At 64.4% G+C, this 23,329-nt stretch carries 23 protein-coding genes; 17 read left to right on the forward strand and 6 right to left on the reverse strand.

All coding sequences use genetic code 11. From position 1 onward, the window contains the following. Positions 1 to 4: 4 nt before the first annotated feature. On the forward strand, positions 5 to 931 hold the full coding sequence (locus tag AAHK21_RS14930) for an alpha/beta hydrolase (RefSeq protein WP_367857642.1): 927 nt from the start codon (positions 5 to 7) through the stop codon (positions 929 to 931). A gap of 1 nt (position 932) precedes the next feature. On the opposite strand, the gene AAHK21_RS14935 is transcribed toward AAHK21_RS14930, so the two are convergent. Continuing rightward, positions 933 to 1,685: a DUF2059 domain-containing protein gene (locus tag AAHK21_RS14935; protein WP_038707001.1), complete on the reverse strand. Its 753-nt coding sequence runs from the start codon at positions 1,683 to 1,685 to the stop codon at positions 933 to 935. A 121-nt stretch (positions 1,686 to 1,806) separates the two neighbouring features. Here AAHK21_RS14935 and AAHK21_RS14940 point away from each other — a divergent pair, with 121 nt between their 5' ends. Together AAHK21_RS14940 and AAHK21_RS14945 are read left to right on the forward strand one after the other, a co-directional pair. Further along, on the forward strand, positions 1,807 to 2,430 hold the full coding sequence (locus AAHK21_RS14940) for a 2OG-Fe(II) oxygenase (protein ID WP_046853760.1): 624 nt from the start codon (positions 1,807 to 1,809) through the stop codon (positions 2,428 to 2,430). Next, positions 2,417 to 2,914 carry a DUF523 domain-containing protein gene (locus AAHK21_RS14945; protein ID WP_367857643.1) on the forward strand — a complete coding sequence of 166 codons (498 nt, stop codon included), beginning with the start codon at positions 2,417 to 2,419 and terminating at the stop codon, positions 2,912 to 2,914. Before AAHK21_RS14940 ends, AAHK21_RS14945 begins: the two co-directional genes overlap by 14 nt. 78 nt (positions 2,915 to 2,992) lie before the next feature. On the opposite strand, the gene AAHK21_RS14950 is transcribed toward AAHK21_RS14945, so the two are convergent. Beyond that, a complete protein-coding gene (locus AAHK21_RS14950; RefSeq protein WP_102684736.1) occupies positions 2,993 to 3,475 on the reverse strand; it encodes a transporter substrate-binding domain-containing protein in 483 nt (160 codons plus the stop codon). Between the two features lie 227 nt (positions 3,476 to 3,702). Between AAHK21_RS14950 and AAHK21_RS14955 the strand changes: the two genes are divergently transcribed. Beyond that, positions 3,703 to 4,179, forward strand: a complete 477-nt coding sequence (locus AAHK21_RS14955; protein ID WP_367857644.1) for a DUF4399 domain-containing protein — start codon at positions 3,703 to 3,705, stop codon at positions 4,177 to 4,179. Between the two features lie 73 nt (positions 4,180 to 4,252). On the opposite strand, the gene serA is transcribed toward AAHK21_RS14955, so the two are convergent. Continuing rightward, positions 4,253 to 5,482, reverse strand: a complete 1,230-nt coding sequence (gene serA, locus AAHK21_RS14960) for a phosphoglycerate dehydrogenase (protein ID WP_023629826.1) — start codon at positions 5,480 to 5,482, stop codon at positions 4,253 to 4,255. 170 nt (positions 5,483 to 5,652) lie between these two features. Between serA and AAHK21_RS14965 the strand changes: the two genes are divergently transcribed. The 4 genes from AAHK21_RS14965 (at position 5,653) to AAHK21_RS14980 (ending at position 9,753) form a co-directional block, all read left to right on the forward strand. Next, positions 5,653 to 7,050 (forward strand): FAD-binding oxidoreductase, encoded by a 1,398-nt coding sequence (locus tag AAHK21_RS14965; RefSeq protein ID WP_367857645.1) that lies wholly within the window; start codon positions 5,653 to 5,655, stop codon positions 7,048 to 7,050. A gap of 25 nt (positions 7,051 to 7,075) precedes the next feature. After that, positions 7,076 to 7,741, forward strand: coding sequence for a fumarylacetoacetate hydrolase family protein (locus tag AAHK21_RS14970; protein WP_367857646.1), 666 nt, complete (start codon positions 7,076 to 7,078; stop codon positions 7,739 to 7,741). Between the two features lie 105 nt (positions 7,742 to 7,846). Then, complete coding sequence (locus tag AAHK21_RS14975; protein ID WP_367857647.1) at positions 7,847 to 8,767, forward strand: SdiA-regulated domain-containing protein; 921 nt, start codon at positions 7,847 to 7,849, stop codon at positions 8,765 to 8,767. A gap of 86 nt (positions 8,768 to 8,853) precedes the next feature. Beyond that, entirely contained in the window at positions 8,854 to 9,753 is a 900-nt protein-coding gene (locus AAHK21_RS14980) for an SdiA-regulated domain-containing protein (RefSeq protein WP_367857648.1), read from the forward strand. A gap of 118 nt (positions 9,754 to 9,871) precedes the next feature. Here AAHK21_RS14980 and rpiA read toward each other — a convergent pair whose 3' ends face one another. Continuing rightward, the gene (gene rpiA, locus AAHK21_RS14985; protein ID WP_367857649.1) at positions 9,872 to 10,546 is read right to left on the reverse strand and encodes a ribose-5-phosphate isomerase RpiA; all 675 of its coding nucleotides are present in this window, start codon (positions 10,544 to 10,546) and stop codon (positions 9,872 to 9,874) included. A gap of 134 nt (positions 10,547 to 10,680) precedes the next feature. On the opposite strand from rpiA, the gene ilvA reads away from it, so the two are divergent. The 4 genes from ilvA to ptsP all read left to right on the forward strand — a co-directional run bounded on the left by ilvA (position 10,681) and on the right by ptsP (position 15,722). Next, a complete protein-coding gene (gene ilvA, locus AAHK21_RS14990) occupies positions 10,681 to 12,195 on the forward strand; it encodes a threonine ammonia-lyase, biosynthetic (protein ID WP_038706999.1) in 1,515 nt (504 codons plus the stop codon). A gap of 79 nt (positions 12,196 to 12,274) precedes the next feature. Continuing rightward, positions 12,275 to 12,700: a DUF2269 family protein gene (locus AAHK21_RS14995; protein WP_367857650.1), complete on the forward strand. Its 426-nt coding sequence runs from the start codon at positions 12,275 to 12,277 to the stop codon at positions 12,698 to 12,700. 240 nt (positions 12,701 to 12,940) lie between these two features. Next, entirely contained in the window at positions 12,941 to 13,420 is a 480-nt protein-coding gene (locus AAHK21_RS15000) for an RNA pyrophosphohydrolase (protein ID WP_028688498.1), read from the forward strand. 22 nt (positions 13,421 to 13,442) lie between these two features. Next, a complete protein-coding gene (gene ptsP, locus AAHK21_RS15005) occupies positions 13,443 to 15,722 on the forward strand; it encodes a phosphoenolpyruvate--protein phosphotransferase (RefSeq protein WP_217867945.1) in 2,280 nt (759 codons plus the stop codon). A 109-nt stretch (positions 15,723 to 15,831) separates the two neighbouring features. Here the strand turns inward: ptsP and AAHK21_RS15010 are convergent, their stop codons facing one another. After that, a complete protein-coding gene (locus tag AAHK21_RS15010) occupies positions 15,832 to 16,578 on the reverse strand; it encodes an NRDE family protein (protein WP_367857651.1) in 747 nt (248 codons plus the stop codon). Between the two features lie 131 nt (positions 16,579 to 16,709). Between AAHK21_RS15010 and AAHK21_RS15015 the strand changes: the two genes are divergently transcribed. From AAHK21_RS15015 to AAHK21_RS15025, 3 genes are read left to right on the forward strand one after another with little or no spacing between them, the layout of a single operon-like run. Beyond that, a complete protein-coding gene (locus AAHK21_RS15015) occupies positions 16,710 to 17,492 on the forward strand; it encodes a sulfite exporter TauE/SafE family protein (protein ID WP_028688501.1) in 783 nt (260 codons plus the stop codon). Between the two features lie 16 nt (positions 17,493 to 17,508). Beyond that, entirely contained in the window at positions 17,509 to 18,318 is an 810-nt protein-coding gene (lgt, locus tag AAHK21_RS15020) for a prolipoprotein diacylglyceryl transferase (RefSeq protein WP_023630701.1), read from the forward strand. A gap of 48 nt (positions 18,319 to 18,366) precedes the next feature. Then, entirely contained in the window at positions 18,367 to 19,338 is a 972-nt protein-coding gene (locus AAHK21_RS15025) for a thymidylate synthase (RefSeq protein WP_046853772.1), read from the forward strand. Between the two features lie 119 nt (positions 19,339 to 19,457). Here the strand turns inward: AAHK21_RS15025 and cadR are convergent, their stop codons facing one another. Then, positions 19,458 to 19,901 (reverse strand): cadmium resistance transcriptional regulator CadR, encoded by a 444-nt coding sequence (gene cadR / locus AAHK21_RS15030; RefSeq protein WP_046853773.1) that lies wholly within the window; start codon positions 19,899 to 19,901, stop codon positions 19,458 to 19,460. Positions 19,902 to 20,012: 111 nt separating this feature from the next. On the opposite strand from cadR, the gene AAHK21_RS15035 reads away from it, so the two are divergent. Together AAHK21_RS15035 and AAHK21_RS15040 are read left to right on the forward strand one after the other, a co-directional pair. Further along, positions 20,013 to 22,256, forward strand: a complete 2,244-nt coding sequence (locus tag AAHK21_RS15035) for a heavy metal translocating P-type ATPase (RefSeq protein WP_367857652.1) — start codon at positions 20,013 to 20,015, stop codon at positions 22,254 to 22,256. Between the two features lie 30 nt (positions 22,257 to 22,286). Continuing rightward, positions 22,287 to 23,156, forward strand: a complete 870-nt coding sequence (locus tag AAHK21_RS15040; RefSeq protein WP_367857653.1) for a LysR family transcriptional regulator — start codon at positions 22,287 to 22,289, stop codon at positions 23,154 to 23,156. Positions 23,157 to 23,329: the final 173 nt, after the last annotated feature.

The following is a 23,329-nucleotide window of genomic DNA, read 5'->3' on the forward strand; positions in this document are numbered from 1 at the left end:
ACCGATGCCCGCCAGTTTCCACCCCGACCTGCTGCGCGCCAGCCTGTCGCCCCTTGCCGATCGCCACCTGCTGTCCACCCAGGGCCAGGCCTACCAGGGCTTCTACGGACTGGGCCTGTCCGCGCACAGTTGGCTGGGCGGCTTCCAGGTGGCGTGCTTCGACCTGGTCGGCCAGGTCTGGCTGCCCGAGCGGCCACAGGCGACGTTGTTCCTGCTGCATGGCTACTACGATCACATGGGCCTGTACCGCCACGTGATCGAATGGGCCCTGGGGCGCGGCTACGCCGTGATCGGCTGCGACCTGCCAGGGCATGGCCTGTCCAGTGGCGAGCGGGCCAGCATCGATGATTTCGGCATCTACCAGCAGGTGCTCGAGGCGCTGTTCGAACAGGCCCGGCTGCTCGACCTGCCAAGACCCTGGCATCTCTGCGGCCAAAGCACCGGTGGGGCGATCGTGGTCGACCATCTGTTGCACCAGGGCGAAAGCAGCCCTGTCGACGGTGAGACAATCCTGTTGGCCCCCCTGGTGCGCCCGCGGGCCTGGGGGTGGTCGAAGCTGAGCTACCGGGTACTGCGCCACTTCGTCAACGGCATCGAGCGGCGCTTCAGCGAGAACACCAACGACCCGGCTTTCCTGCCTTTTCTAGAAGCCGACCCGCTACAACCACGGCGTCTGCCGACCGCCTGGGTCGGTGCGCTGATGGAGTGGGTCCGGCGCATCGAAGCCGCGCCCCGGAGTACGCGGCGGCCACTGATCGTGCAGGGCGAAGCGGACGGCACGGTGGATTGGCCGTACAACCTCAAGGTGCTCAAGGCCAAGTTCGCCGAGCCGCAGATCCTCATGCTGCCCGAGGCGCGGCATCACCTGGCCAACGAGCTGCCCGGCATCCGCCAGCGCTACTTCGAGTTCATCGGCCAGCGCCTGGGCTGACTTACTTCAGGTTGGCGGCGTTCTGGCCCACGGCCAGGGCGGCGCGAATCGCGGCCACCGCGGCCTTGTAGTAGGCCTGGCCGTCCGTCGATTCGGCGAAGGTGGCGAACTGCTCGAGCTCGGCGTCCGACAGGTCGCGATAGACGTACAACAACGTGTTGTTCAGGTCCTCGCCCACCTGGTTCATCAAACGCTGGCGCTGGCCATCGAGCAGGTTCTGGGCCTGGCCGCCGCCGAACAGGCCGGGCAGCATCGAGCTCAGGCTGTCGGCCGCCACGCCGGCGATCGCCAGGCTGACCTCGGCGCCGGCCTCGCGGGCGGGCAGGGCCTGGGCCAGGTGGCCGACGATCAGCACGCGGTTGTCGCTGGCCTGGATCTTCGGCAGGCCCTTGGCGTGTTTGGCCAGCTGGTCCTTGCGTGTGGCAAGCAGTTCGGCGGCCACGACCTTGCGCCCCAGCGGCGACTGGAAGAAAGCCAGGGCCGGCGAGGGGTTGGGCAGGTTGGCGCGCAGTTGCGCCTGGGCCCGTTGGTCCATGGCCTGGGCCTGGAACCGTTGGTTGCTGTTGTTGACCAGCGCCTGGTAAACCGCAGGCGGCAAGCTGTTGCGGTAGCGCTGCTGGGCGGCGCTCACGGCATCGTTGAAATGGGCGCGCTGGTCGGGCCAGCCAGCGACCTTGTACAGCTGATCGAGGGTGTCTGCCCAGACAGGCATGGTGCAGATCATCAGCAGAAGCAGGGAAAACAGACGGCGCATTCAGGACTCCTGTCGGCAGGCCGCTATTGTCCTTGGCGTGGCGGGGCTTTGTCGAGTCGCCAGCGGCGCTTCCTGACCAAGTGGCGCTGTGCGAGCGATGGCCGAATGGCTATGATGCGCCATGCACATTCCTTCCGAACATCCGCTGCTGTCGACCATTGTCGATGACCTGGCCACCCGTGGCTGGTCGCAGCAATCTCTTTTCCTGCCCGACGAACTGTCGCGCGCGCTGGCGGCCGAATGCCGTCGTCGCTACGCCGAGGGTGAGCTGAACCCCGCCGGCATAGGGCGTGGCGCCGCGCAGGAGATCCGCGAGGCGATCCGTGGCGACCAGATCCAGTGGATCGACCCCGGTGAATCGGAGGTCTGTGACCGCTACCTGGGGGCGATGGACAGCCTCCGTCAAGCCATCAACCAGGGATTGTTCCTGGGGCTCGAGGACTTCGAGTGCCACTTTGCCCTGTACCCTCCGGGCGCCTTCTACAAGCGCCATCTCGACCGCTTCCGCGACGATGACCGGCGCATGGTGTCGGCCGTGCTGTACCTCAACGAGGGCTGGCAGCCGCAGGACGGTGGACAATTGCGCATGTTCCTGAAGGGCGATGTCGAGCACGACGTGGCGCCATTGGCTGGCAGCCTGGTGGTGTTCCTGTCGGGTGAGGTCCCGCACGAGGTACTGCCGGCAGGGCGTGAACGCCTGTCGTTGACCGGTTGGTTCCGGCGCCGTGGCAATGAGCCGTTCTGAGCTGCCGAAGGTACTGGTCAGTGCCTGCCTGCTGGGCCAGCCGGTGCGCTACGACGGCCGTGCCAGTGGCCATCCCGATGTATTGCAGCGTTGGCAGGCCGAAGGCAGGGTGGTGCCACTGTGCCCGGAGGTTGCCGGTGGCTTGCCGACACCACGACCGCCTGCGGAGATACCCGGTGGGCAGGGCGGGGCGGTGCTGGATGGGCAGGCACAGGTGCTGACGGTGACCGGCGACGATGTCAGCGACGCCTTTCTCGCCGGGGCCCGTCTGGCGCTGGAACTGGTGCGCCGGCATGGCATCCGTGTGGCGGTGCTCAAGTCGGGCAGCCCCTCGTGTGGCAATCTGCAGACCTACGACGGCAGTTTCAGCGGTGTGAAGGTGGCGGGTGAGGGCGTGACCACGGCCTTGTTGCGGCGCGAAGGGGTGCTCGTGTTCAGCGAGCTGGAGCTGGAAGACGCGCAGCGAGCGTTGAGCCAGATCTGATCGCGGGACAAGCCCGCTCCCACGCGATGCTGATCATGACGGCATTGCGTGGGAGCAGGCTTGCCCCGCGATGCGGTGTTACTGTCCGGCGCTCGCCTGCTTGGTGCCCTTGAGCCATTTGCTTTCCAGGTCAGCCAGGCGGCCATCGTCCTTGATCCGTTGCAGGGCATTGTTCACAGCCGTCTCGAAGGCTGGATTGTCCTTCAGGTACGGAATCACCAGTTTCTGGCTGGCCAGGGTCCGAATGGTGTCGAGTTGGTCGCTCGGTTCGACGTCTTGCTTGTTGAAGGCCATGTCGAACTTGCCGCTCTCCACCCCGGGCAGCACCTCCTCGGCCGCGGTCTCGACGAACTCGGCCCGCACATCCAGCTCCTTGGCCAGGGCCTGGCCCAACTCGATCTCGAAACCGGTCAGGTGTTCGTCTTCCTTGAACGCATAAGGTGGTGAATCGCTCAGCACGGCAATGCGCAGTTCGCCACGGTCGTTGATTTCGTCGATCAGTTCGGCTTGGGCCAGTGGGCTGAACAATACCGCCAACAGAATGCCAATGGTCAAACGCATGAGTGCCCCTTTCTTGTTCGGCAGGTGAATGTCATTCGCCGAGGCTTTCTTTTCTGCCACGGTCGAACGCAGCCTATGACCGTGTAGCCGCGTTAATGTTTACGCCGGTCTGAAATATTTCTGCCCCTGTTTTTGAACCTCTGCCTGGCTGGTTGGACTATGGTGAAGTACCGCTGTGCTTCGTTTAAGTGATAGCGGTCAATTGAAGTGAATCACAGGAGAAGTGAATGAAAAGCCTATTTTCGCGTGCTGCCGTCGCCGGTCTGCTGATGGGGGCGTCGGTGTTCGCCAGTGCCGCGGATGCGCTGAAGAGCCAGCAGCCACCGGAGGGCGCCAAGGTCTTCATCGTTTCCCCCGCCGACGGGGCCACGGTCGACAAGACCTTCACCGTCAAGTTCGGTATCGAGGGCATGGGCCTCAAGCCAGCGGGTGACCAAACCCCGCACACCGGGCATCACCACCTGCTGGTGGATGTGGACAAGGCTCCTCTGGCCGACCAGCCGCTGCCCACCAGCCTGATGCCTGAGAACAACGCACCGCTGCCGGCCGGCCCGCAAGTGCTGCACTTCGGCAAGGCGCAAACCGAGGCGACCATCACCCTCACCCCGGGCAAGCACACCCTGCAACTGGTGCTGGGCGACATGTACCACGTGCCGTTCAAACCGAGCGTCGAATCGCAGAAGATCACCGTCAACGTCAAATGACGCTTGCTCTGTAGACGCGCGCAACGAAAAAGGGAGGCCACCAGGGCCTCCCTTCTTCATGCAGCCGGCAAACTTAGAACAGTACGCGCGAGCGAATAGTGCCCTTCACGTGCTGCAGTTTCTCCTGGGCCAGGTCGGAGTACTCGGCATCGACGTCGATGACCACGTAACCCACTTTCTCGTCGGTCTGCAGGAACTGACCGGAGATGTTGATACCGTTCTCGGCGAACACTTTGTTGATCTCGCTGAGCACGCCCGGGATGTTTTCGTGGATGTGCAGCAGGCGGTGCTTGCCCGGGTGCGCCGGCAAGGCCACTTCCGGGAAGTTGACCGACGAAACCGAGGTACCGTTGTCGCTGTACTTGACCAGCTTCTCGGCCACTTCCAGGCCGATGTTGGCCTGGGCTTCGGCGGTGGAGCCACCGATGTGCGGGGTCAGGATCACGTTGTCCAGGCCACGCAGCGGGCTTTCGAACTCTTCGTCGTTGGAGCGTGGCTCGACCGGGAACACATCGATGGCGGCGCCGATCAGGTGCTTGTCCTTGATCGCGGCGGCCAGGTGGTCCAGCTCGACCACGGTGCCACGGGCGGCGTTGATCAGGATCGCGCCCTTCTTCATCGCACGGATTTCCTTCTCGCCGATCATCCACTGGGTGGACGGCAGCTCGGGCACGTGCAGCGAGACGATGTCGGCCAGGCCCAGCAGCTCGTTCAGGCTGGTGACCTGGGTGGCGTTGCCCAGCGGCAGCTTGGTCAGCGGGTCGTAGAAGTAGACCTGCATGCCCAGGCCCTCGGCCAGCACCGACAGCTGGGTACCGATCGAGCCGTAGCCGACGATGCCCAGTTTCTTGCCACGGATCTCGAAGGAGTTGGCCGCGCTCTTGATCCAGCCACCGCGGTGGCAGGAGGCGTTCTTCTCGGGGATGCCGCGCAGCAACAGGATGGCTTCGGCCAGCACCAGTTCGGCCACCGAACGGGTGTTGGAGTACGGTGCGTTGAACACCGCGATGCCGCGGTTGCGGGCCGCGCTCAGGTCGACCTGGTTGGTGCCGATGCAGAAACAGCCGACCGCAACCAGTTTCTTCGCACAGTCGAAGACCTCTTCGGTCAGCTGGGTGCGCGAGCGGATGCCGATGAAGTGGGCATCGGCGATCTTTTCCTTCAGCTCTGCATCCGGCAGCGAGCCAGTGAGGTACTCGATGTTGCTGTACCCGGCAGCCTTGAGGATATCCACCGCATTCTGGTGGACGCCTTCAAGAAGAAGGAACCTGATCTTGCTCTTGTCGAGAGAAGTCTTGCTCATCTGCGTAAACCTGTATCCCGGAGAAAAATGGCGAGGGGGGTGAAGCGGCGCGGCGTCGGCCTTAGCACGAACAGCGGGAGGGCTATGCTAGCATACGCGACACAATCTGAGCCCATCCCGACAGGTGAAGCGTGCTCAGGGTGACTATGAATAAGTCGAGAGTTCCAGCGATGACCCAGTCCGTGGTAATTGATGAACTGATGACCCTGGTCGACCCTGGCAAGGTCCTCACCGACCCAGCCTCGCTCGACGCCTACGGCAAGGACTGGACCAAGCACTACCCGCCTGCGCCAAGCGCGATCGTCTTCCCCAAGACCATCGACCAAGTCCAGGCCATCGTGCGCTGGGCCAACCGGCACAAGGTCGCCTTGGTGCCATCGGGCGGGCGTACAGGATTGTCGGGCGCTGCCGTGGCCGCCCATGGCGAGGTGGTGGTCGCCTTCGACTACATGAACCAGATCCTCGCCTTCAATGAGTTCGATAGAACCGTCGTGTGCCAGCCGGGCGTGGTAACCCGTCAGCTTCAGCAGTTCGCCGAGGATCAGGGGCTGTACTATCCGGTGGACTTCGCCTCCTCCGGGTCCAGCCAGGTCGGCGGCAATATCGGTACCAATGCCGGCGGGATCAAGGTGATTCGCTACGGCATGACCCGCAACTGGGTGGCCGGGCTGAAGGTGGTCACCGGCAAGGGCGAGCTGCTCGAGCTGAACAAGGACCTGATCAAGAACGCCACCGGCTACGACCTGCGCCAACTGTTCATCGGCGCCGAAGGCACCCTGGGGTTCGTGGTGGAGGCGACCATGCGCCTGGACCGTGCGCCGCGCAACCTCACGGCGATGGTGCTGGGCACGCCTGACTTCGACGCGATCATGCCAGTGCTGCACGCTTTCCAGGGCAAGCTCGACCTCACCGCCTTCGAGTTCTTTTCCGACAAGGGCCTGGCCAAGATCCTCGCCCGGGGCGATGTGCCCGCGCCATTCGAAACCGACTGCCCGTTCTATGCCCTGCTGGAGTTCGAAGCCAGCACCGAGGAGGTGGCCAACGAGGCGCTCGCCACCTTCGAGCACTGCGTCGAGCAGGGCTGGGTGCTGGACGGGGTGATGAGCCAGAGCGACACCCAGCTGAAGAACCTGTGGAAGCTGCGCGAGTACCTGTCCGAGACCATCTCCCACTGGACGCCGTACAAGAACGACATCTCTGTCACCGTCTCGAAGGTGCCGGCGTTCCTGCGCGACATCGACGCCATCGTCGGCGAGCATTATCCCGACTACGAGGTGGTCTGGTACGGCCATATCGGCGACGGCAACCTGCACCTGAACATCCTCAAGCCCGACCACATGAGCAAGGACGACTTCTTCGCCTCCTGCGCCAAGGTCAACAAGTGGGTGTTCGAGATCGTCGAGCGTTACAACGGCTCGATCTCCGCCGAGCACGGCGTGGGCATGACCAAGCGCGATTACCTGGGCTACAGCCGCTCACCGGGAGAAATCGCCTGCATGAAGGCGATCAAGGCGGTGTTCGACCCGAACGGCATCATGAATCCGGGTAAGATCTTCGCTCCCGAATAAAAAGCAGTGTTCACAGGAGTCGGCCATGAGTTACCAGCACCAGTACGTAGACGGCACGCGCATCCACTTCCCGCTGGGCAAGGTGGTGTGCATCGGCCGCAACTACGCCGAGCATGCCAAGGAACTGGACAACCCCATCCCCAGCGAGCCGCTGCTGTTCATCAAGCCCGGCAGTTGCGTGGTGCCCCTGGAAGGTGGTTTCAAGATTCCGACCGAGCGTGGCTCGGTGCACTACGAGGCGGAAATCGCGGTGTTGCTGGGCAAGCCGTTGTCGACCAAGCCGACCGAGGAAGAGGTGCTCGACGCCATTTCCGGCTATGCCCCGGCTTTGGACCTCACCCTGCGTGACCTGCAGAGCAAGCTGAAGGAAAAGGGCCTGCCGTGGGAGCTGTGCAAAAGCTTCGATGGTGCTTGCGTGCTGCCGCCTTTTGTCTCGGCAGGCGTCTTCGAGGACGTGAAGGACATCGGTATACGCCTGACCATCAACGGCGAAGTGCGCCAGGACGGCAACAGCGCGATGATGCTCAACCCCATCGTGCCGATGATCCAGCATATGGCCGCGTGCTTCTCGTTGCAGGCGGGTGATGTGATCCTCACCGGCACCCCGGCGGGCGTGGGGCCATTCGAGGTTGGTGACGAGCTGGTGCTGGAGCTTCCAGGCGCCAGCCGATTCGAGAGCCGGGTGCTCTGACCCGAAGGTTCGCGCCTTTCCTGCAAAAAGTGCAGAGACGTTTACCGTTTTTTCACACCCTTTGCGGATAATGCGCGAACCTACGCCTACCCTCAGGACCCTTGCATGCCCTCTCCCTCCCGCGCCTCCGTGTCCCCCAAGCGCCCTTTCTACCGGCGCTGGCCGTTCGGCCTGGCAGCAGCAGCGGTTATCGGCTATGGCGTCATCTCGGCCATGCACTGGGACGACCGCGGCCTGCTGTGGATAAAGGAAGGTTTCGAAAGCCAGGCTGAACGCCAGGAAAGCATCTGGCTGCCCAGCTACGTGGTCGACATCGACGCCAAGCCGTTGCCCGGCATGGAGCGTGACGAGGCGTCGGACCTCGCGTTCAACCCGCACACCCGGTCGTTGTTCGCGGTCATGGGCAAGCACCCGTTCCTGGTCGAGCTCACCCTTGATGGCGATGTGCTGCGCAAGATCCCCCTGGTGGGTTGGTCCAATCCGGAAGGTGTGGCGGTGCTCGAGGATGGCCAGATCGCCATCGTCGACGAGCGCAACCATGACCTGACGCTGGTCAAGGTGGATGCCGCCACCACCTCGCTGAATCGTGCCGACTACCAGTCCCATGACCTGGGTGAAACGGAGGATGGCAACAAGGGCTTCGAAGCCATTGCCTGGGACCTGATGCGCCAGCGCCTGATCATCGGCGCCGAGCGGCCGCCCAAAATGTTCACGTGGGGCACTGATGGCCGTAGCCCGCTCAAGGGCGAGAAGCAGCCGCTGGCCAGCGACGAACTGGATCTGCGCAACTTGTCCGCGCTGGGTATCGACCCGCGTACAGGGCATCTGCTGGCATTGTCGGCAGACTCCAACATGCTGCTCGAGCTTGACGAGAAAGGTGAGCAGGTCAGCTTCATGACCCTGCTGGGCGGCTTCAATGGCCTGGCTGACACCATTCCCCGGGCCGAGGGAGTGGCAATGGACGACCAGGGCAACCTGTACATGGTCAGCGAGCCGAATCTGTTCTATCGCTTCAAAAAGAACTGACCGATCAGACATTTCTGATGGTGGCATTAAGCTTTGCTTCAGTTGATAGTGGTTAGCTACGCGCTCCTATTGCCGAGTCCGCCCGCATGCGCCGCCACGTTCGCCTGATCTTCGCCTTCTTCGTGTTTGTCTGCCTGCTAGTGCTGGGGGCTGCCGGGCATGAGTTCCGCTTGTTCGAGCGGGGCTGGTTCAACCTCAAGACCTGGTGGCAGCCGGCCGAGCAGAGCATCGGCCTGGATCGTTACCAGGTGGTACTCGAGGCCAGGCCTATCGAGGGCCTGGACGACGACATCTCGGCGTTGACCTATGATCCCGACCGCAAGAGCCTGTTCACCGTCACCAATGCCCGGTCTGAGCTGATCGAGTTGTCGCTGGATGGCCGTATCCTGCGCCGTGTTCCGCTGACCGGTTTCGGCGACCCTGAGGCGGTGGAGTACGTCGGGCCCAACAGCTACGTGATCACCGATGAGCGCCAGCAGCGGCTGATTCGTGTGCGCCTGGACGATGACACCCTGTTTCTCGATGCCGCCGACGCCGAGCAGTTGTCCCTGGGTATCGGCCTGAACGGCAACAAGGGGTTCGAGGGGCTGGCCTACGACTCGGCAGGCAAACGCCTGTTCGTGGCCAAGGAACGGGATCCGATGATGATCTACGAGGTGCATGGATTTCCCCATGACAATCCCGACAAACCCTACGCCGTGCATGTGGTGCAGGATCGCAAGCGTGACCGGCGATTGTTCGTGAGGGATCTGTCGAGCCTGCAGTTCGACGAACGCAGCGGGCACCTGCTGGCGCTGTCCGACGAATCACGGCTGGTGCTGGAGCTTGATGTGAAGGGGCGGCCGCTGAGCACCCTGTCATTGCGCAAGGGGTTCCAGGGGTTGAAGCAGACCGTGCCACAAGCCGAGGGGATTGCGATGGACGACGCCGGGACCATCTACCTGGTCAGTGAGCCGAACCTGTTCTATGTGTTCAAGCAGCCTTGATGGGTTGAGGATGGCACCGGCTTCGCCGGTGTTCGCTGGCAAGCCAGCTCCCACAGGGTAGCGCGGACCCTGTGGGAGCTGGCTTGCAGCGATTCGAGGGCGCGGCCCTCGCTGGCGATTACTCGGCCTTCAGGCTCTTCACGCCTTCAGCGGTACCCAACAACAGCACATCCGCCGGGCGCGCCGCGAACAGGCCATTGGTGACCACGCCGACGATCGCGTTGATCTGGCTTTCCAGTTCCACCGGGTTGGTGATCTGCAGGTTGTGCACGTCGAGGATGACATTGCCGTTGTCGGTCACCACGCCTTCGCGGTAGACCGGGTCGCCGCCCAGTTTGACCAGCTGGCGCGCCACGTGGCTGCGAGCCATCGGAATGACCTCGACCGGCAGCGGGAAGGCACCCAGCACCGGCACCAGCTTGCTGGTGTCGGCGATGCAGATGAAGGTCTTGGCCACTGCCGCGACGATCTTCTCGCGGGTCAGGGCCGCGCCGCCGCCCTTGATCAGGTTGAGGTGGGCATCGCTCTCGTCGGCGCCGTCCACGTAGAACTCCAGCTCGCTGACGCTGTTCAGCTCGTACACCGGGATGCCATGGCCCTTCAGGCGCTGGGCGGTGGCCTCGGAGCTGGCGACGGCGCCGTCGAAGGCGGTCTTGTGCTGGGCCAGGGCGTCGATGAAGAAGTTGGCGGTCGAGCCTGTGCCGACGCCGATGACGCTTTTTTCATCCAGCTTCGGCAGGATGAGGTCGACGGCGGCCTGGGCGACGGCCTGTTTGAGTTGGTCCTGGGTCATGCGGGCTCCGGGAGGGGCAGGGCGGATATCGAAAGTTGCCTAGTATAACGGCTCCGGCGGCTTTGCTGTGGTCGCCCGACGTGGCGCTGCGGTAGACTCCCAGCCCTTGTCCCGCGGCCCAGTGATGCTTTCCGATGCTCGAACAGTACGTCAAGAAGATCCTCACCTCGCGCGTCTACGACGTTGCTGTCGAAACCCCGCTGCACACTGCCGGGCAACTGAGCAAGCGCCTGGGCAACACGGTGCTGCTCAAGCGCGAGGACCTGCAGCCTGTGTTCTCGTTCAAGATCCGCGGGGCCTACAACAAGCTGGCGCAACTGAGCGCCGAGGAGCTGGCCCGTGGCGTGGTCACCGCCTCGGCCGGCAACCATGCCCAGGGCCTGGCACTGGCGGCGCGGGAGCTGGGTATCAAGGCGACCATCGTCATGCCCAAGACCACCCCGGAGATCAAGATCGAAGGCGTGCGCTCGCGTGGTGGCAAGGTGTTGTTGCATGGCGACAGCTTCCCCGAGGCGCTGGCCTACTCGCTGAAGCTGGTGGAGGAGAAAGGTTTCGTCTACATCCACCCTTACGACGACCCACACACCATTGCCGGGCAAGGCACGGTGGCCATGGAGATCCTGCGCCAGCACCCGGGCCAGCTGGACGCGATCTTCGTGCCGGTCGGCGGCGGCGGTCTGATCGCCGGTATCGCTGCCTACGTGAAATACCTGCGCCCGGAAATCAAGGTCATCGGCGTCGAGCCGGACGATTCCAACTGCCTGCAAGCTGCCATGGCCGCCGGCGAGCGCGTGGTGCTGCCGCAGGTCGGGCTGTTCGCCGACGGTGTGGCGGTGGCGCAGATCGGCCAGCACACCTTCGATATCTGTCGTCATCATGTGGATGAAGTGATCACCGTCAGCACCGACGAGATCTGCGCCGCAATCAAGGATATCTACGACGATACCCGCTCGATCACCGAACCTGCCGGTGCCCTCGGCGTTGCCGGGATCAAGAAGTACGTCGAGCTCAAGGGTGTGGCCGGGCAGACCCTGGTGGCCATCGACTCGGGCGCCAACGTCAACTTCGACCGCCTGCGGCATGTGGCCGAGCGCGCCGAGCTGGGCGAGAAGCGCGAAGCGATAATCGCCGTGACCATTCCCGAGCGCCCAGGCAGCTTCAAGGCCTTTTGCGAGGCCATCGGCAAGCGCCAGATCACCGAATTCAACTACCGCAAGCACACCTCGGACGAGGCGCACATCTTCGTCGGCGTGCAGACTCACCCGGAAACCGACCCGCGTGCGGCCTTGGTACAGCAGCTGACGGAGCAAGGTTTCCCCGTCACCGACCTGACCGACAATGAACTGGCCAAGCTGCATATCCGTCACATGGTGGGTGGCCACTCGGCCGGGGCCAGCGATGAGATGGTGCTGCGTTTCGAGTTCCCGGAGCGGCCCGGTGCCCTGTTCAACTTCCTCAACAAGCTGGGCGGGCGTTGGAACATCTCGATGTTCCACTACCGCAACCACGGCGCCGCCGACGGGCGCGTGGTCGCGGGCCTGCAGGTGCCTGAAGAGGAGCGTCACCTGGTGCCGGCGGCCCTGGCCAAGATCGGCTATCCATACTGGGACGAGACCGAGAACCCGGCTTACCGGCTATTCTTGGGCTGAACACGCTTCACCTCGCGGGAGCGGGCTTGCCCCGCGATGAGGCCGATAGCGAAAAAGCCTGCTGAAGGATGATTTTCACATGGAACACCTGACCACCCTCAAGACCCTGCACATCCTCGCCACGGCCCTGTTGCTGCTTGGCGCCCTGGGCCTGGCGGTCTGGACCTGGCATGCCCGGCGCAAGGGCGACGCCGAGGCCTACGGCAAGTTGTTGCGCCGGCCGCTGGTGTTCGTCTGGCTGCTGATGGGACTGTGCCTGCTGAGCATGCCGTTCACTGGCTGGTGGCTGGTGCACCTGGTCGGCTGGCCGCTGGGGCAGACCTGGGTGCTGGCCTCCAGCGTCATCTATACCCTTGGCGCGTTCGCCGTGTGGTGGCTGGTGGCGCGCCTGAACCGGCTGCGCAAGGCCGAAGTCGTAGGCTTGAAGTTCACCCTGGCGCTGGCGGTGTTCAGCGGTGTGTGCTTCCTGTCCATCGCCGGCCTGATGGGCGCCAAACCGGTCTGATGACCCTCGTCAGCCCGCTCCCATTGGCAAACTCCGGGAGCGGGCTGGCCCCGCGAGGGGCTGACGCAGTCGCGTCACCTTGCCTTCACGCAAACCCGGTATACCAGTGCCACGCCCGGTGTGGCGACGCTCGCTCAATACGCAGTCTTCACCTCGCCGCAGATAAGCTTGGCGGGCGCGTTGCTGCGCGCTCAGGCTTTGTGGAACAATGCGGCGACATGCGTTTGCGAGGTTGCTGCCGTGATCGACCCGGATGGTTTTCGCCCCAATGTCGGGATCATTCTCACGAATGATGCCGGGCAGGTGCTATGGGCTCGGCGGATCAACCAGGATGCCTGGCAGTTTCCCCAGGGTGGCATCAACCCTGATGAAACGCCGGAAGATGCCCTGTACCGCGAGCTGAACGAAGAAGTAGGCCTGGAACGCCAGGATGTGGAAATACTTGCCTGCACCCGTGGCTGGTTGCGTTATCGTTTACCCCAGCGCCTGGTGCGCACCCACAGCCAGCCGCTGTGCATAGGCCAGAAACAGAAGTGGTTCCTGCTGCGCCTGGTGAGCAATGAGCAACGGGTGCGCATGGACCTGACCGGCAAGCCGGAATTCGATGGCTGGCGCTGGGTCAGCTACTGGTATCCGCTGGGCCAGGTGGTGACATTCAAGCGCGAGGTGTACCGCCGCGCCCTGAAAGAGCTAGCCCCGCGCCTGCTGACGCGCGACTGACGACGGAGTCCGACCCCGAGCCATGCTCAATACGCTGCGCAAGATCGTCCAGGAAGTGAACTCCGCCAAAGATCTCAAGACGGCGTTGGGTATCATTGTCTTGCGCGTCAAGGAGGCGATGGGCAGCCAGGTCTGCTCTGTCTACCTGCTCGACCCGGACACCAACCGCTTCGTGCTGATGGCCACCGAGGGCTTGAACAAGCGCTCCATCGGCAAGGTCAGCATGGCCCCCAATGAAGGCCTGGTCGGCCTGGTCGGTACCCGCGAGGAGCCACTGAACCTCGAGAACGCCGCCGACCACCCCCGCTACCGCTACTTCGCCGAAACCGGCGAAGAGAAATTCGCCTCCTTCCTCGGTGCACCGATCATCCACCATCGTCGCGTGGTCGGCGTGCTGGTCATCCAGCAGAAGGAACGCCGCCAGTTCGACGAAGGCGAAGAGGCCTTCCTGGTCACCATGAGCGCGCAGCTCGCCGGGGTTATCGCCCACGCCGAGGCGACGGGTTCGATCCGTGGCCTGGGCCGTCAGGGCAAGGGCATCCAGGAAGCCCGCTTCGTCGGGGTGCCGGGTTCGCCGGGCGCCGCAGTCGGTCGATCGGTGGTGATGCTGCCGCCCGCCGACCTGGAGGTTGTGCCTGACCGCACCGTCGAGGACATCGACAACGAACTCAAGCTGTTCAACAACGCCCTCGAGGGCGTGCGCGAGGACATGCGCAAGCTGTCGGCCAAGCTTGCCACCCAGTTGCGCCCCGAAGAGCGTGCGCTGTTCGACGTGTACCTGATGATGCTCGAGGACGCCGCCCTCGGGGGCGAGGTGGTCGAAGTCATCAAGACTGGCCAATGGGCCCAGGGCGCCTTGCGCCAGGTGGTCGGCGAACACGTCAATCGCTTCGAGCTGATGGATGACGACTACCTGCGCGAGCGGGCATCGGACGTCAAGGACCTGGGTCGGCGCCTGCTGGCGTACCTGCAGGAGGCCCGTTCGCAGTCGCTGGTCTACCAGGACAACACCATTCTGGTCAGTGAAGAACTGACCCCCGCCATGCTCGGCGAGGTGCCGGAGGGCAAGCTGGTGGGCCTGGTCTCGGTACTCGGCTCGGGTAACTCCCACGTGGCGATCCTGGCCCGGGCCATGGGTATCCCCACGGTCATGGGGGTGGTCGACCTGCCTTACTCGAAGGCCGACGGCATCGAGATGATCGTCGACGGCTACAAGGGCGAGGTCTTCACCAACCCCGGCGAAGTGCTGCGCAAGCAGTACAGCGACGTGGTCGAGGAAGAGCGCCAGCTGGCCAAGGGGCTCGATGCCCTGCGCGAGCTGCCGTGCATCACCCCGGACGGCCACCGCATGCCGCTGTGGGTCAACACCGGCCTGCTCGCCGATGTGGCCCGCGCCCAGCAGCGCGGCGCCGAAGGCGTGGGCCTGTACCGCACCGAAGTGCCGTTCATGATCAACCAGCGCTTCCCCAGCGAAAAGGAACAGCTGGCGATCTACCGCGAGCAGCTGCAGGCGTTCCATCCGCTGCCGGTGACCATGCGCAGCCTCGACATCGGCGGCGACAAGTCGCTGTCGTATTTCCCGATCAAGGAAGAGAACCCGTTCCTCGGCTGGCGCGGTATCCGCGTTACCCTCGACCATCCGGAAATCTTCCTGGTGCAGACCCGCGCCATGCTCAAGGCCAGCGAGGGCCTGAACAACCTGCGCATCCTGCTGCCGATGATTTCCGGCATCCATGAGCTCGAAGAAGCCCAGCACCTGATCCACCGTGCCTGGGGCGAAGTGCGCGACGAAGGCACCGATGTGCCGATGCCGCCAGTGGGGGTGATGGTGGAGATCCCTGCCGCGGTGTACCAGACCCGCGAACTGGCGCGTCAGGTCGATTTCCTTTCGGTCGGCTCCAACGACCTCACCCAGTACCTGCTGGCCGTGGACCGCAACAACCCACGGGTCGCCGATCTTTACGACTACTTGCACCCGGCGGTGTTGCAGGCCTTGCAGACCGTGGTCAGCGTGGCCCACGAGGAAGGCAAGCCGGTCAGTATCTGCGGCGAGATGGCCGGTGACCCGGCGGCGGCGATCCTGCTGATGGCCATGGGCTTCGACAGCCTGTCGATGAACGCCACCAACTTGCCGAAGGTGAAGTGGATGCTGCGCCAGATCAACCTGAGCAAGGCCAGGGAGCTGCTGGCCGACGCCATGAGCCATGACAACCCGCAGGTTATCCACAGCTCGTTGCAGCTGGCGCTGAAGAACCTGGGGCTGGCGCGGATGATCGGGCCTGGGGCCAATAAAACCCTTTGAATTTGAAGTTGCCTGTACCGGCCTCATCGCCGGCAAGCCGGCTCCCACAGGTTTGGTGTGATCCTTGTGGGAGCCGGCTTGCCGGCGATGAGGCCGGTACAGGCTGCAATCAAACCTTCAGGCTGACCTCGCCCAGATGCCCACCAAACGGTCCGAAACTGCGCTCGATCATGCACCGCCGGCCTTGGTCATCGACAATCAGCACCGTACTCGCTCGCGTCCCATAGTTCTGACTGGCGATGAACACGCTCGACAGCAGCCGCTCGGTGGCCAGCCCCACGCCGGTCTCGGGCAGTTCGCCGTCCGGTGCGGGCTGCGCATCGCCCAGCAGCGTCAGTAGCTGCTGTGGGTCAGCGTTCTCGAGCAATCCCTCAAGCCCGCTGCGAGCCTTCAGCAGCTTCGGCCACGGCGTATCCAGTCCGGCATTCGACAGCCCGTACACCCCCGGTTCAAGCAGGCGTGGTGCCGGCTCACGGGCATGCAGGTAGCCCAATCGCTTGTCATCGCCGACCAGCAGGTTGAACCCCGAATACTGGCCACTGCGGCTGGCCACTCGGTCCAGATAGGCTTCGACCCCCAGTTCGCCCTGCAGATAGGCCGCCACCAGTTCGCCGCGGGATCGCGGCCCCAACGGCTGGCGTGGATCACGGATATTGGTCAGCGCCGCAAAGCGCCCGTTCGGCCCGACACCCAGCCAGGTGCCACCGGCTTCCAGGTCACGCCCGGCGTGCACGCCAGGCGCGTCCTCCCAGGCCCCCAAGGCCTGGGTCGGCCGCGCATAGAACTCATCGCGGTTGGCCGCGACGATCAGTGGCCGGGCTGTCCCCGGCCGCCAGGCGAATACGATCAGGCACATAGGTTGTCCCCTGCGTTTTCGGCCACTCTACCCGCGCCGCCGGCCGCTATCCATCATCTGACACAGAGTTCACTAGAGCGCCGGGCGTGGCTTCCGTTACCATGCCGGATTGTTTTCCACTGGGGCCACGAATGGAATTCGCTCTCTATCTGCTGTTGGGCGCCTGCGCCGGCGTGCTGGCCGGGCTGTTCGGCGTCGGTGGCGGCATCATCATCGTGCCGGTGCTGGTGTTCAGCTTCACCTTGCAGGGCTTCGACCCTTCGGTGCTGACCCACCTGGCGGTCGGTACTTCGCTGGCAACCATCGTCTTCACCTCGATCAATGCCGTGCGCGAGCACCAGCGCAAGGGCGCGGTGCAATGGCCGATCTTCGCCTGGATGACCGTGGGCATCCTGCTCGGCGCGCTGGTCGGGGCCAAGACCGCCTCGCTGATACAGGGCCCGATGCTGCAGAAGATCATCGGCGTGTTCGCCCTGGTGATCGCCGCGCAGATGGCCCTGGACCTCAAGCCCAAGGCCAGCCGCGGCATTCCCGGCAAGCCCGGATTGACCGCCGCCGGCGGTGTGATCGGCTGGGCCTCGGCCATTTTCGGGATCGGCGGCGGATCACTGACCGTACCGTTCCTCACCTGGCGCAGCCTGCCCATGCAGCAGGCCGTGGCGACTTCGTCGGCCTGCGGCCTGCCGATCGCCCTGGCCAGTGCCCTGGGCTTCATGTGGCTGGGTTGGCACGAGGAACACCTTCCGGCCCACAGCCTGGGCTATGTCTATCTTCCGGCGCTGGTCGGCATCGCCGCCACCAGCATGTTCTTCGCCCGCTACGGCGCGCGTCTGGCGCACAAACTGTCGCCGCGCGTGCTCAAGCGTCTGTTCGCCGCGCTGCTGTTCTGCGTCGGACTCAGCTTCCTTATCTGAACCTAGAGGAAAGACAATGCTGCCTTACCCGCAGATCGACCCGGTGGCCGTGGCCCTCGGTCCACTGAAAATCCACTGGTACGGCCTGATGTACCTGATCGGCATCGGCGGCGCCTGGCTGCTGGCATCGCGCCGGTTGAACCGCTTCGACCCCACCTGGAGCCGCGAGAAACTCTCCGACCTGGTGTTCTGGCTGTCGATGGGCGTGATCGTCGGCGGGCGCCTGGGTTACGTGCTGTTCTACGACCTGCACCAGTACCTGGCCAACCCGACGCTGATCTTCGAGGTATGGAAGGGCGGCATGTCGTTCCACGGTGGCTTCATCGGCGTGATGCTCGCCGCCTTGTGGTTCGGCAAGCGCAACAACAAGTCGTTCTTCGAGCTGATGGACTTCGTCGCGCCGCTGGTGCCGATCGGCCTTGGCGCCGGACGTATCGGCAACTTCATCAATGCCGAACTGTGGGGCAAGGCCACCGACGTGCCGTGGGCAATGATCTTTCCGCCGTTCAGCGACCCGGCGCAATTGCCGCGTCACCCGTCGCAGCTGTACCAGTTCGCCCTCGAAGGTGTGGCATTATTCGTCATCCTTTGGCTGTACTCGCGCAAGCCGCGCCCGACCATGGCCGTTTCCGGCATGTTCGCGCTGTTCTATGGCATCTTCCGCTTCATCGTGGAGTTCGTGCGCGTACCCGACGCCCAGCTCGGCTACATCGCCTTCGGCTGGTTGACCATGGGTCAGTTGCTCTGCGTGCCGATGATTCTCGGCGGCATCTTCCTGATCTGGTGGGCCTACAACCGCAAACCGTCGGCCAAGGCCACCGTCTGATTACCACGGCAGGGGCGCTCCCCCTGCCGTTCTTGTTACAGGTAAGCCATGAAACAGTATCTAGATCTGGTCCGTGACGTCATCGACAACGGCACGCTGCAGGAAAACCGCACCGGTATCCGCACCATCAGCCTGCCGGGCGCCATGCTGCGTTTCGACCTGCAGAAGGGCTTCCCGGCCATCACCACGCGCAAGCTGGCGTTCAAGTCGGCGATCGGCGAGATGGTGGGCTTTTTGCGCGGCGTGAAGAACGCCGGCGAGTTCCGCGAGCTGGGCTGCAAGGTCTGGGACCAGAACGCCAACGAAAACGCCCAGTGGCTGGCCAACCCGTTCCGCCAGGGGCATGACGACCTCGGCGAAATCTACGGCGTGCAATGGCGCCAGTGGCCCGGCTACAAGCGCATCCCGCTGAGCAACCCGGCCGCTATCGAGATGGCCGAGAAGGCCGGCTTCCGCCGTATCGCCCAGGACGAGGAGGACGGCCAGGCGTTCGTCATCCTCTACAAGGCCATCGACCAGGTGCGCCAGTGCCTGGACACCATCGCCAACGACCCGGGCAGCCGCCGCATCCTGTTCCACGGCTGGAACTGCGCCCAGCTCGACGAGATGGCCCTGCCACCGTGCCACTTGCTGTACCAGTTCCACCCGAATGTCGAGACCCGGGAAATTTCCCTGACCCTCTACATCCGCTCCAATGACCTGGGCCTGGGCACGCCGTTCAACCTCACCGAGGGCGCGGCGCTGCTGTCGCTGTTCGGCCGCCTGACCGGCTACACCCCGCGCTGGTTCACTTACTTCATCGGCGATGCCCATGTGTACGAGAACCACCTGGATATGCTGGGCGAGCAGATGAAGCGTGAACCGCTGGCGGCACCGAAGCTGGTGATCAGCGACCGCGTGCCGGCGTTCGCCGAGACCGGCAAGTACGAGCCGGAGTGGCTGGAGAAGATCGAGCCGAGCGACTTCTGGCTGGAAGGCTACGAGCACCATGCGCCGATGACGGCGCCGATGGCGGTCTAACTCAAGGAAGTCGGGGGCTGCTTCGCAGCCCATCGCCGGCAAGCCGGCTCCCACAGGGGGACGCGTGACTCTGTGGGAGCCGGCTTGCCGGCGATGGGCCGCAAAGCGGCCCCAAGTCTCTAATGCCCGTGGCTCCGCCCCACGTGGGAATGCTCCACCTCTGGCATGGTTACCGCCCCATTCGTCTCCAACTGCTGCAGGATCGCGCACTCCGCCCCCTGCGCATTGCACTGCTGCCGCAGTTCCACCAGCTGCGCCTGCAGTGCCACCAGCCCATCGATCCTCGCCTGCACATGCTCGATATGCTCGTCGATCAACGCGTTGACGCTGCCGCATGAGCCGTCGGGGCTGTCGCGCAGGTTCAACAGGCTGCGGATCTCGTCCAGGGTCATGTCCAGGGTGCGGCAGTTGCGGATGAAGGTCAGGCGCTCGACGTGGGCCTGGGTGTAGAGCCGGTAGTTACCGTCGCTGCGGGCAGGTTCCGGCAGCAGCTGTTCGCGCTCGTAGTAGCGGATGGTCTCCACGGCGCAGTCGGTGGCCTTGGCCAGTTCTCCGATCTTCATGGCAAATCTCCTGCAAAGGGCTTGACCCTATAGTGGCTACAGGGTGTTCACTTGGCAACAACCCACTCTGTGGATCTCTACAGAGGCCAGCGCTCAGTTAAGGATGATTCCATGAACCAGCCTGTCAGCCCCGACCACAAGCATGATCACGCCCATGACCTCGATCATGGCCACGCGCCCCACGCCCACGGCTGCTGCGCCAGCAAGGCCGCCCCGGCCCTGGTGCAACTGACCGAAAAGGCCAGCGGCCAGGCGCAGCTCAGCCGCTTCCGCATCGAGGCCATGGACTGCCCTACCGAGCAGACCCTGATCCAGGACAAGCTGGGCAAGCTGGCCGGTGTCGAGCAGCTGGAATTCAACCTGATCAACCGTGTGCTCGGCGTGCGCCATACCCTCGAGGGTACCGCCGAGATCGAGCGGGCCATCGATAGCCTGGGCATGAAGGCCGAACCCTTGGCCGCCGAGGATGATGGTGCCGCCAGTGCGCCCCAGGCCAGCAAGACTCGCTGGTGGCCGCTGGCGCTGTCCGGTGTTGCGGCGATCGCCGCCGAAATCGTGCACTTCTCTGGCAAGGCACCGGAATGGGTGGTCGCCGCGCTGGCCCTGGCGGCCATCCTCGGCTGCGGCCTCGGTACCTACAAGAAGGGCTGGATTGCCCTGAAAAACCGCAACCTCAATATCAATGCGCTGATGAGTATTGCCGTGACCGGCGCCGTGCTGATCGGCCAGTGGCCGGAAGCGGCCATGGTCATGGTGCTGTTCACCGTTGCCGAACTGATCGAAGCCCGTTCCCTGGACCGCGCGCGCAATGCCATCGGCGGGCTGATGCAGCTGGCTCCGGACATGGCCACCGTGCAACAGGCCGATGGCCAGTGGCGCGAGGTCGAGGTGCGCGAGGTGGCAATCGGCGCACGGGTGCGGGTGCGCCCGGGCGAGCGCATCGGCCTGGACGGCGAGGTGGTCAGTGGCCAGTCCAGTGTCGACCAGGCGCCGATCACCGGGGAAAGCCTTCCGGTCGAGAAGGCGATCGGCGACAAGCTGTTCGCCGGCACCATCAACCAGGCCGGCGCGATGGAATACCGCGTCACGGCCGCCGCCGGTCAATCAACCCTGGCCCGCATCATCAAGGCCGTCGAAGAAGCCCAGGGCGCCCGAGCGCCGACCCAGCGCTTCGTCGACCAGTTCTCGCGCATCTACACCCCGGTGGTGTTCGCAGTAGCGCTTGCCGTGGCGGTCATCCCGCCGCTGTTCATGGCCGGTGCCTGGTTCGACTGGATCTACCGTGCCCTGGTGCTGCTGGTGGTGGCCTGCCCGTGCGCGCTGGTGATCTCCACCCCGGTGACCATCGTCAGCGGCCTGGCCGCGGCGGCACGCAAAGGCATCCTGATCAAGGGCGGTGTGTACCTGGAGGGCGGGCGCAAGCTGGACTTCCTGGCCCTGGACAAGACCGGCACCATCACCCACGGCAAGCCGGTGCAGACCGACAGCAAGGTGCTCGACCCACTGTTCGAAGGCCGCGCCCAGGCCCTGGCCGCGAGCCTGGCCGCCCGTTCCGACCACCCGGTGTCGGGCGCCATAGCCCTGTTCGCCAAGGGCCAGGATCTGGTTCTGAGCGAAGTCACCGAGTTCGCCGCCCTGGCCGGTCGCGGTGTGCGCGGTGATGTCGAGGGCCAGATCTACCACCTGGGCAACCATCGCCTGGTGGAAGAGCTCGGCCTGTGCTCCCCAGAGCTGGAAGCGCAACTGGATGTGCTGGAGCGCCAGGGCAAGACCGTTGTACTGCTGCTCGACCGCTCCGGCCCGCTGGCGTTGTTCGCCGTGGCCGACACGGTCAAGGACAGCAGCCGCCAGGCGATTGCCGAGCTGCACGAGCTGGGTATCAAGACGGTCATGTTGACCGGCGACAATCCCCACACCGCCCAGGCCATTGCGGCCCAGGTGGGGATCGACCGCGCCGAGGGCAACCTGCTGCCCGCGGACAAGCTCGCCAGCATCGAGAACCTGTACGCCCAGGGGCATCGTGTCGGCATGGTCGGCGATGGCATCAACGACGCACCGGCCCTGGCCCGCGCCGAGATCGGCTTTGCCATGGCCGCCGCCGGCACCGACACCGCCATCGAGACCGCCGATGTGGCGCTGATGGACGACGACTTGCGCAAGATCCCGGCCTTCGTCAGGCTGTCGCGCCAAAGCGCGGCGATCCTCACCCAGAACATCGTGTTGGCCCTGGGGATCAAGGCAATCTTCCTGGCAATCACCTTCGCCGGCATGGCCACCATGTGGATGGCGGTATTCGCCGACATGGGCGTGAGCCTGCTGGTGGTGTTCAACGGTCTGCGCCTGTTGCGCAAATAACGCCTGTGGCGTGAAAAAGAGGTCCTGCCAATGCTGAGCGCCGAGCTCAAAGCCTTCTACATGGTGGCCCGCCTGGGCAGCATCACCCTGGCGGCGAAGAAGCTCGGGCTCAGCCAGCCCACGGTGACCACGCAGATCCGCAACCTCGAGGGCCAGTACAACGTCGAGCTGTTCTACCGCGGCGGCCGGCGCCTGGTGTTGAGCGAGGAGGGCGTGCGCCTGCTGCCGATGGTCAAGGCGCTGCTGCAGCAGGAAGCCGACATCGAGTTCGAGTTGCGCAACAGCGGCCAGGCCCAGGGCAGCCTGCGCATCGCCGCCACCGCGCCGTACTACATCCTCGACCTGGTGAAGATCTTCCGCGAGCGCCTGCCGCGGGTGGAGGTGGCGGTGGAGATCGGCAACTCGCAGCAGGTGCTGGAAATGCTCGAGGACTACCGGGTGGATATCGCTGCCTCATCGCAATTGCTCGAAGACGCACGCCTGGTGCGCCGGGTGCTGGGCACCGACCCGCTGGTACTGGCGGTGCACCGCAATCATCCCTTGGCGCAACGCCAGGCGGTGTCGATCGAGGTGGTGGCCGGGCATTGCCTGCTGATGCGCGAAAAGGGCTCGACCACCCGCAAGCTCACCGAGCAGATGATGCAGGACGCCGGGGTGAAGGCCGGGGCGCTGCTGGAGATCGGCAGCCGCGAGTCGATCCGCGAGGCGGTGCTGCGCAACATTGGCATCAGCATCATTGCCCGCCATGAGGTGCCGCATAACCCCGAGCTGCGGGTGCTGGCGCTGGACGACGCGCCGGTGATGCACGAGTACCTGTACTGCCTGAAGGAGCGGCGCCAGGCGCGGTTGCCGGCGGCGTTCCTGGGGGTGGCGCAGGAGGTGGTGGGTTCGCAATTCTGACAGTTCTCTACTGGTTGCAACGGCCTCATCGCCGGCAAGCCGGCTCCCACAGGGTTGGCGCCGACTTGCTTTTGTGGGAGCTGGCTTGCCAGCGATAGGGCCCTCAAGGCCACTACAAAATCTGCCTATACCACTATCACCGGCTTTTGCCCCGACGCCACAGAACCTTCGCA

Source organism: Pseudomonas sp. TE50-2 (genome assembly GCF_040813665.1).
Taxonomy (GTDB): Bacteria; Pseudomonadota; Gammaproteobacteria; order Pseudomonadales; family Pseudomonadaceae; genus Aquipseudomonas; species Aquipseudomonas soli.

Coding starts and splice junctions, on each gene's coding strand:
- rpiA (WP_367857649.1), bottom strand. CDS start 10,546: ATGACCCAGGACCAACTCAAACAGGCCGTCGCCCAGGCCGCCGTCGAC.
- AAHK21_RS14970 (WP_367857646.1), top strand. CDS start 7,076: ATGAGTTACCAGCACCAGTACGTAGACGGCACGCGCATCCACTTCCCG.
- serA (WP_023629826.1), bottom strand. CDS start 5,482: ATGAGCAAGACTTCTCTCGACAAGAGCAAGATCAGGTTCCTTCTTCTT.
- AAHK21_RS14980 (WP_367857648.1), top strand. CDS start 8,854: ATGCGCCGCCACGTTCGCCTGATCTTCGCCTTCTTCGTGTTTGTCTGC.
- AAHK21_RS14940 (WP_046853760.1), top strand. CDS start 1,807: ATGCACATTCCTTCCGAACATCCGCTGCTGTCGACCATTGTCGATGAC.
- AAHK21_RS15035 (WP_367857652.1), top strand. CDS start 20,013: ATGAACCAGCCTGTCAGCCCCGACCACAAGCATGATCACGCCCATGAC.
- AAHK21_RS14955 (WP_367857644.1), top strand. CDS start 3,703: ATGAAAAGCCTATTTTCGCGTGCTGCCGTCGCCGGTCTGCTGATGGGG.
- AAHK21_RS15010 (WP_367857651.1), bottom strand. CDS start 16,578: ATGTGCCTGATCGTATTCGCCTGGCGGCCGGGGACAGCCCGGCCACTG.
- ptsP (WP_217867945.1), top strand. CDS start 13,443: ATGCTCAATACGCTGCGCAAGATCGTCCAGGAAGTGAACTCCGCCAAA.
- AAHK21_RS14950 (WP_102684736.1), bottom strand. CDS start 3,475: ATGCGTTTGACCATTGGCATTCTGTTGGCGGTATTGTTCAGCCCACTG.
- AAHK21_RS14935 (WP_038707001.1), bottom strand. CDS start 1,685: ATGCGCCGTCTGTTTTCCCTGCTTCTGCTGATGATCTGCACCATGCCT.
- AAHK21_RS15040 (WP_367857653.1), top strand. CDS start 22,287: ATGCTGAGCGCCGAGCTCAAAGCCTTCTACATGGTGGCCCGCCTGGGC.
- AAHK21_RS14945 (WP_367857643.1), top strand. CDS start 2,417: ATGAGCCGTTCTGAGCTGCCGAAGGTACTGGTCAGTGCCTGCCTGCTG.
- AAHK21_RS14995 (WP_367857650.1), top strand. CDS start 12,275: ATGGAACACCTGACCACCCTCAAGACCCTGCACATCCTCGCCACGGCC.
- AAHK21_RS14975 (WP_367857647.1), top strand. CDS start 7,847: ATGCCCTCTCCCTCCCGCGCCTCCGTGTCCCCCAAGCGCCCTTTCTAC.
- ilvA (WP_038706999.1), top strand. CDS start 10,681: ATGCTCGAACAGTACGTCAAGAAGATCCTCACCTCGCGCGTCTACGAC.
- AAHK21_RS14965 (WP_367857645.1), top strand. CDS start 5,653: ATGACCCAGTCCGTGGTAATTGATGAACTGATGACCCTGGTCGACCCT.
- cadR (WP_046853773.1), bottom strand. CDS start 19,901: ATGAAGATCGGAGAACTGGCCAAGGCCACCGACTGCGCCGTGGAGACC.
- AAHK21_RS15025 (WP_046853772.1), top strand. CDS start 18,367: ATGAAACAGTATCTAGATCTGGTCCGTGACGTCATCGACAACGGCACG.
- AAHK21_RS15015 (WP_028688501.1), top strand. CDS start 16,710: ATGGAATTCGCTCTCTATCTGCTGTTGGGCGCCTGCGCCGGCGTGCTG.
- AAHK21_RS14930 (WP_367857642.1), top strand. CDS start 5: ATGCCCGCCAGTTTCCACCCCGACCTGCTGCGCGCCAGCCTGTCGCCC.
- lgt (WP_023630701.1), top strand. CDS start 17,509: ATGCTGCCTTACCCGCAGATCGACCCGGTGGCCGTGGCCCTCGGTCCA.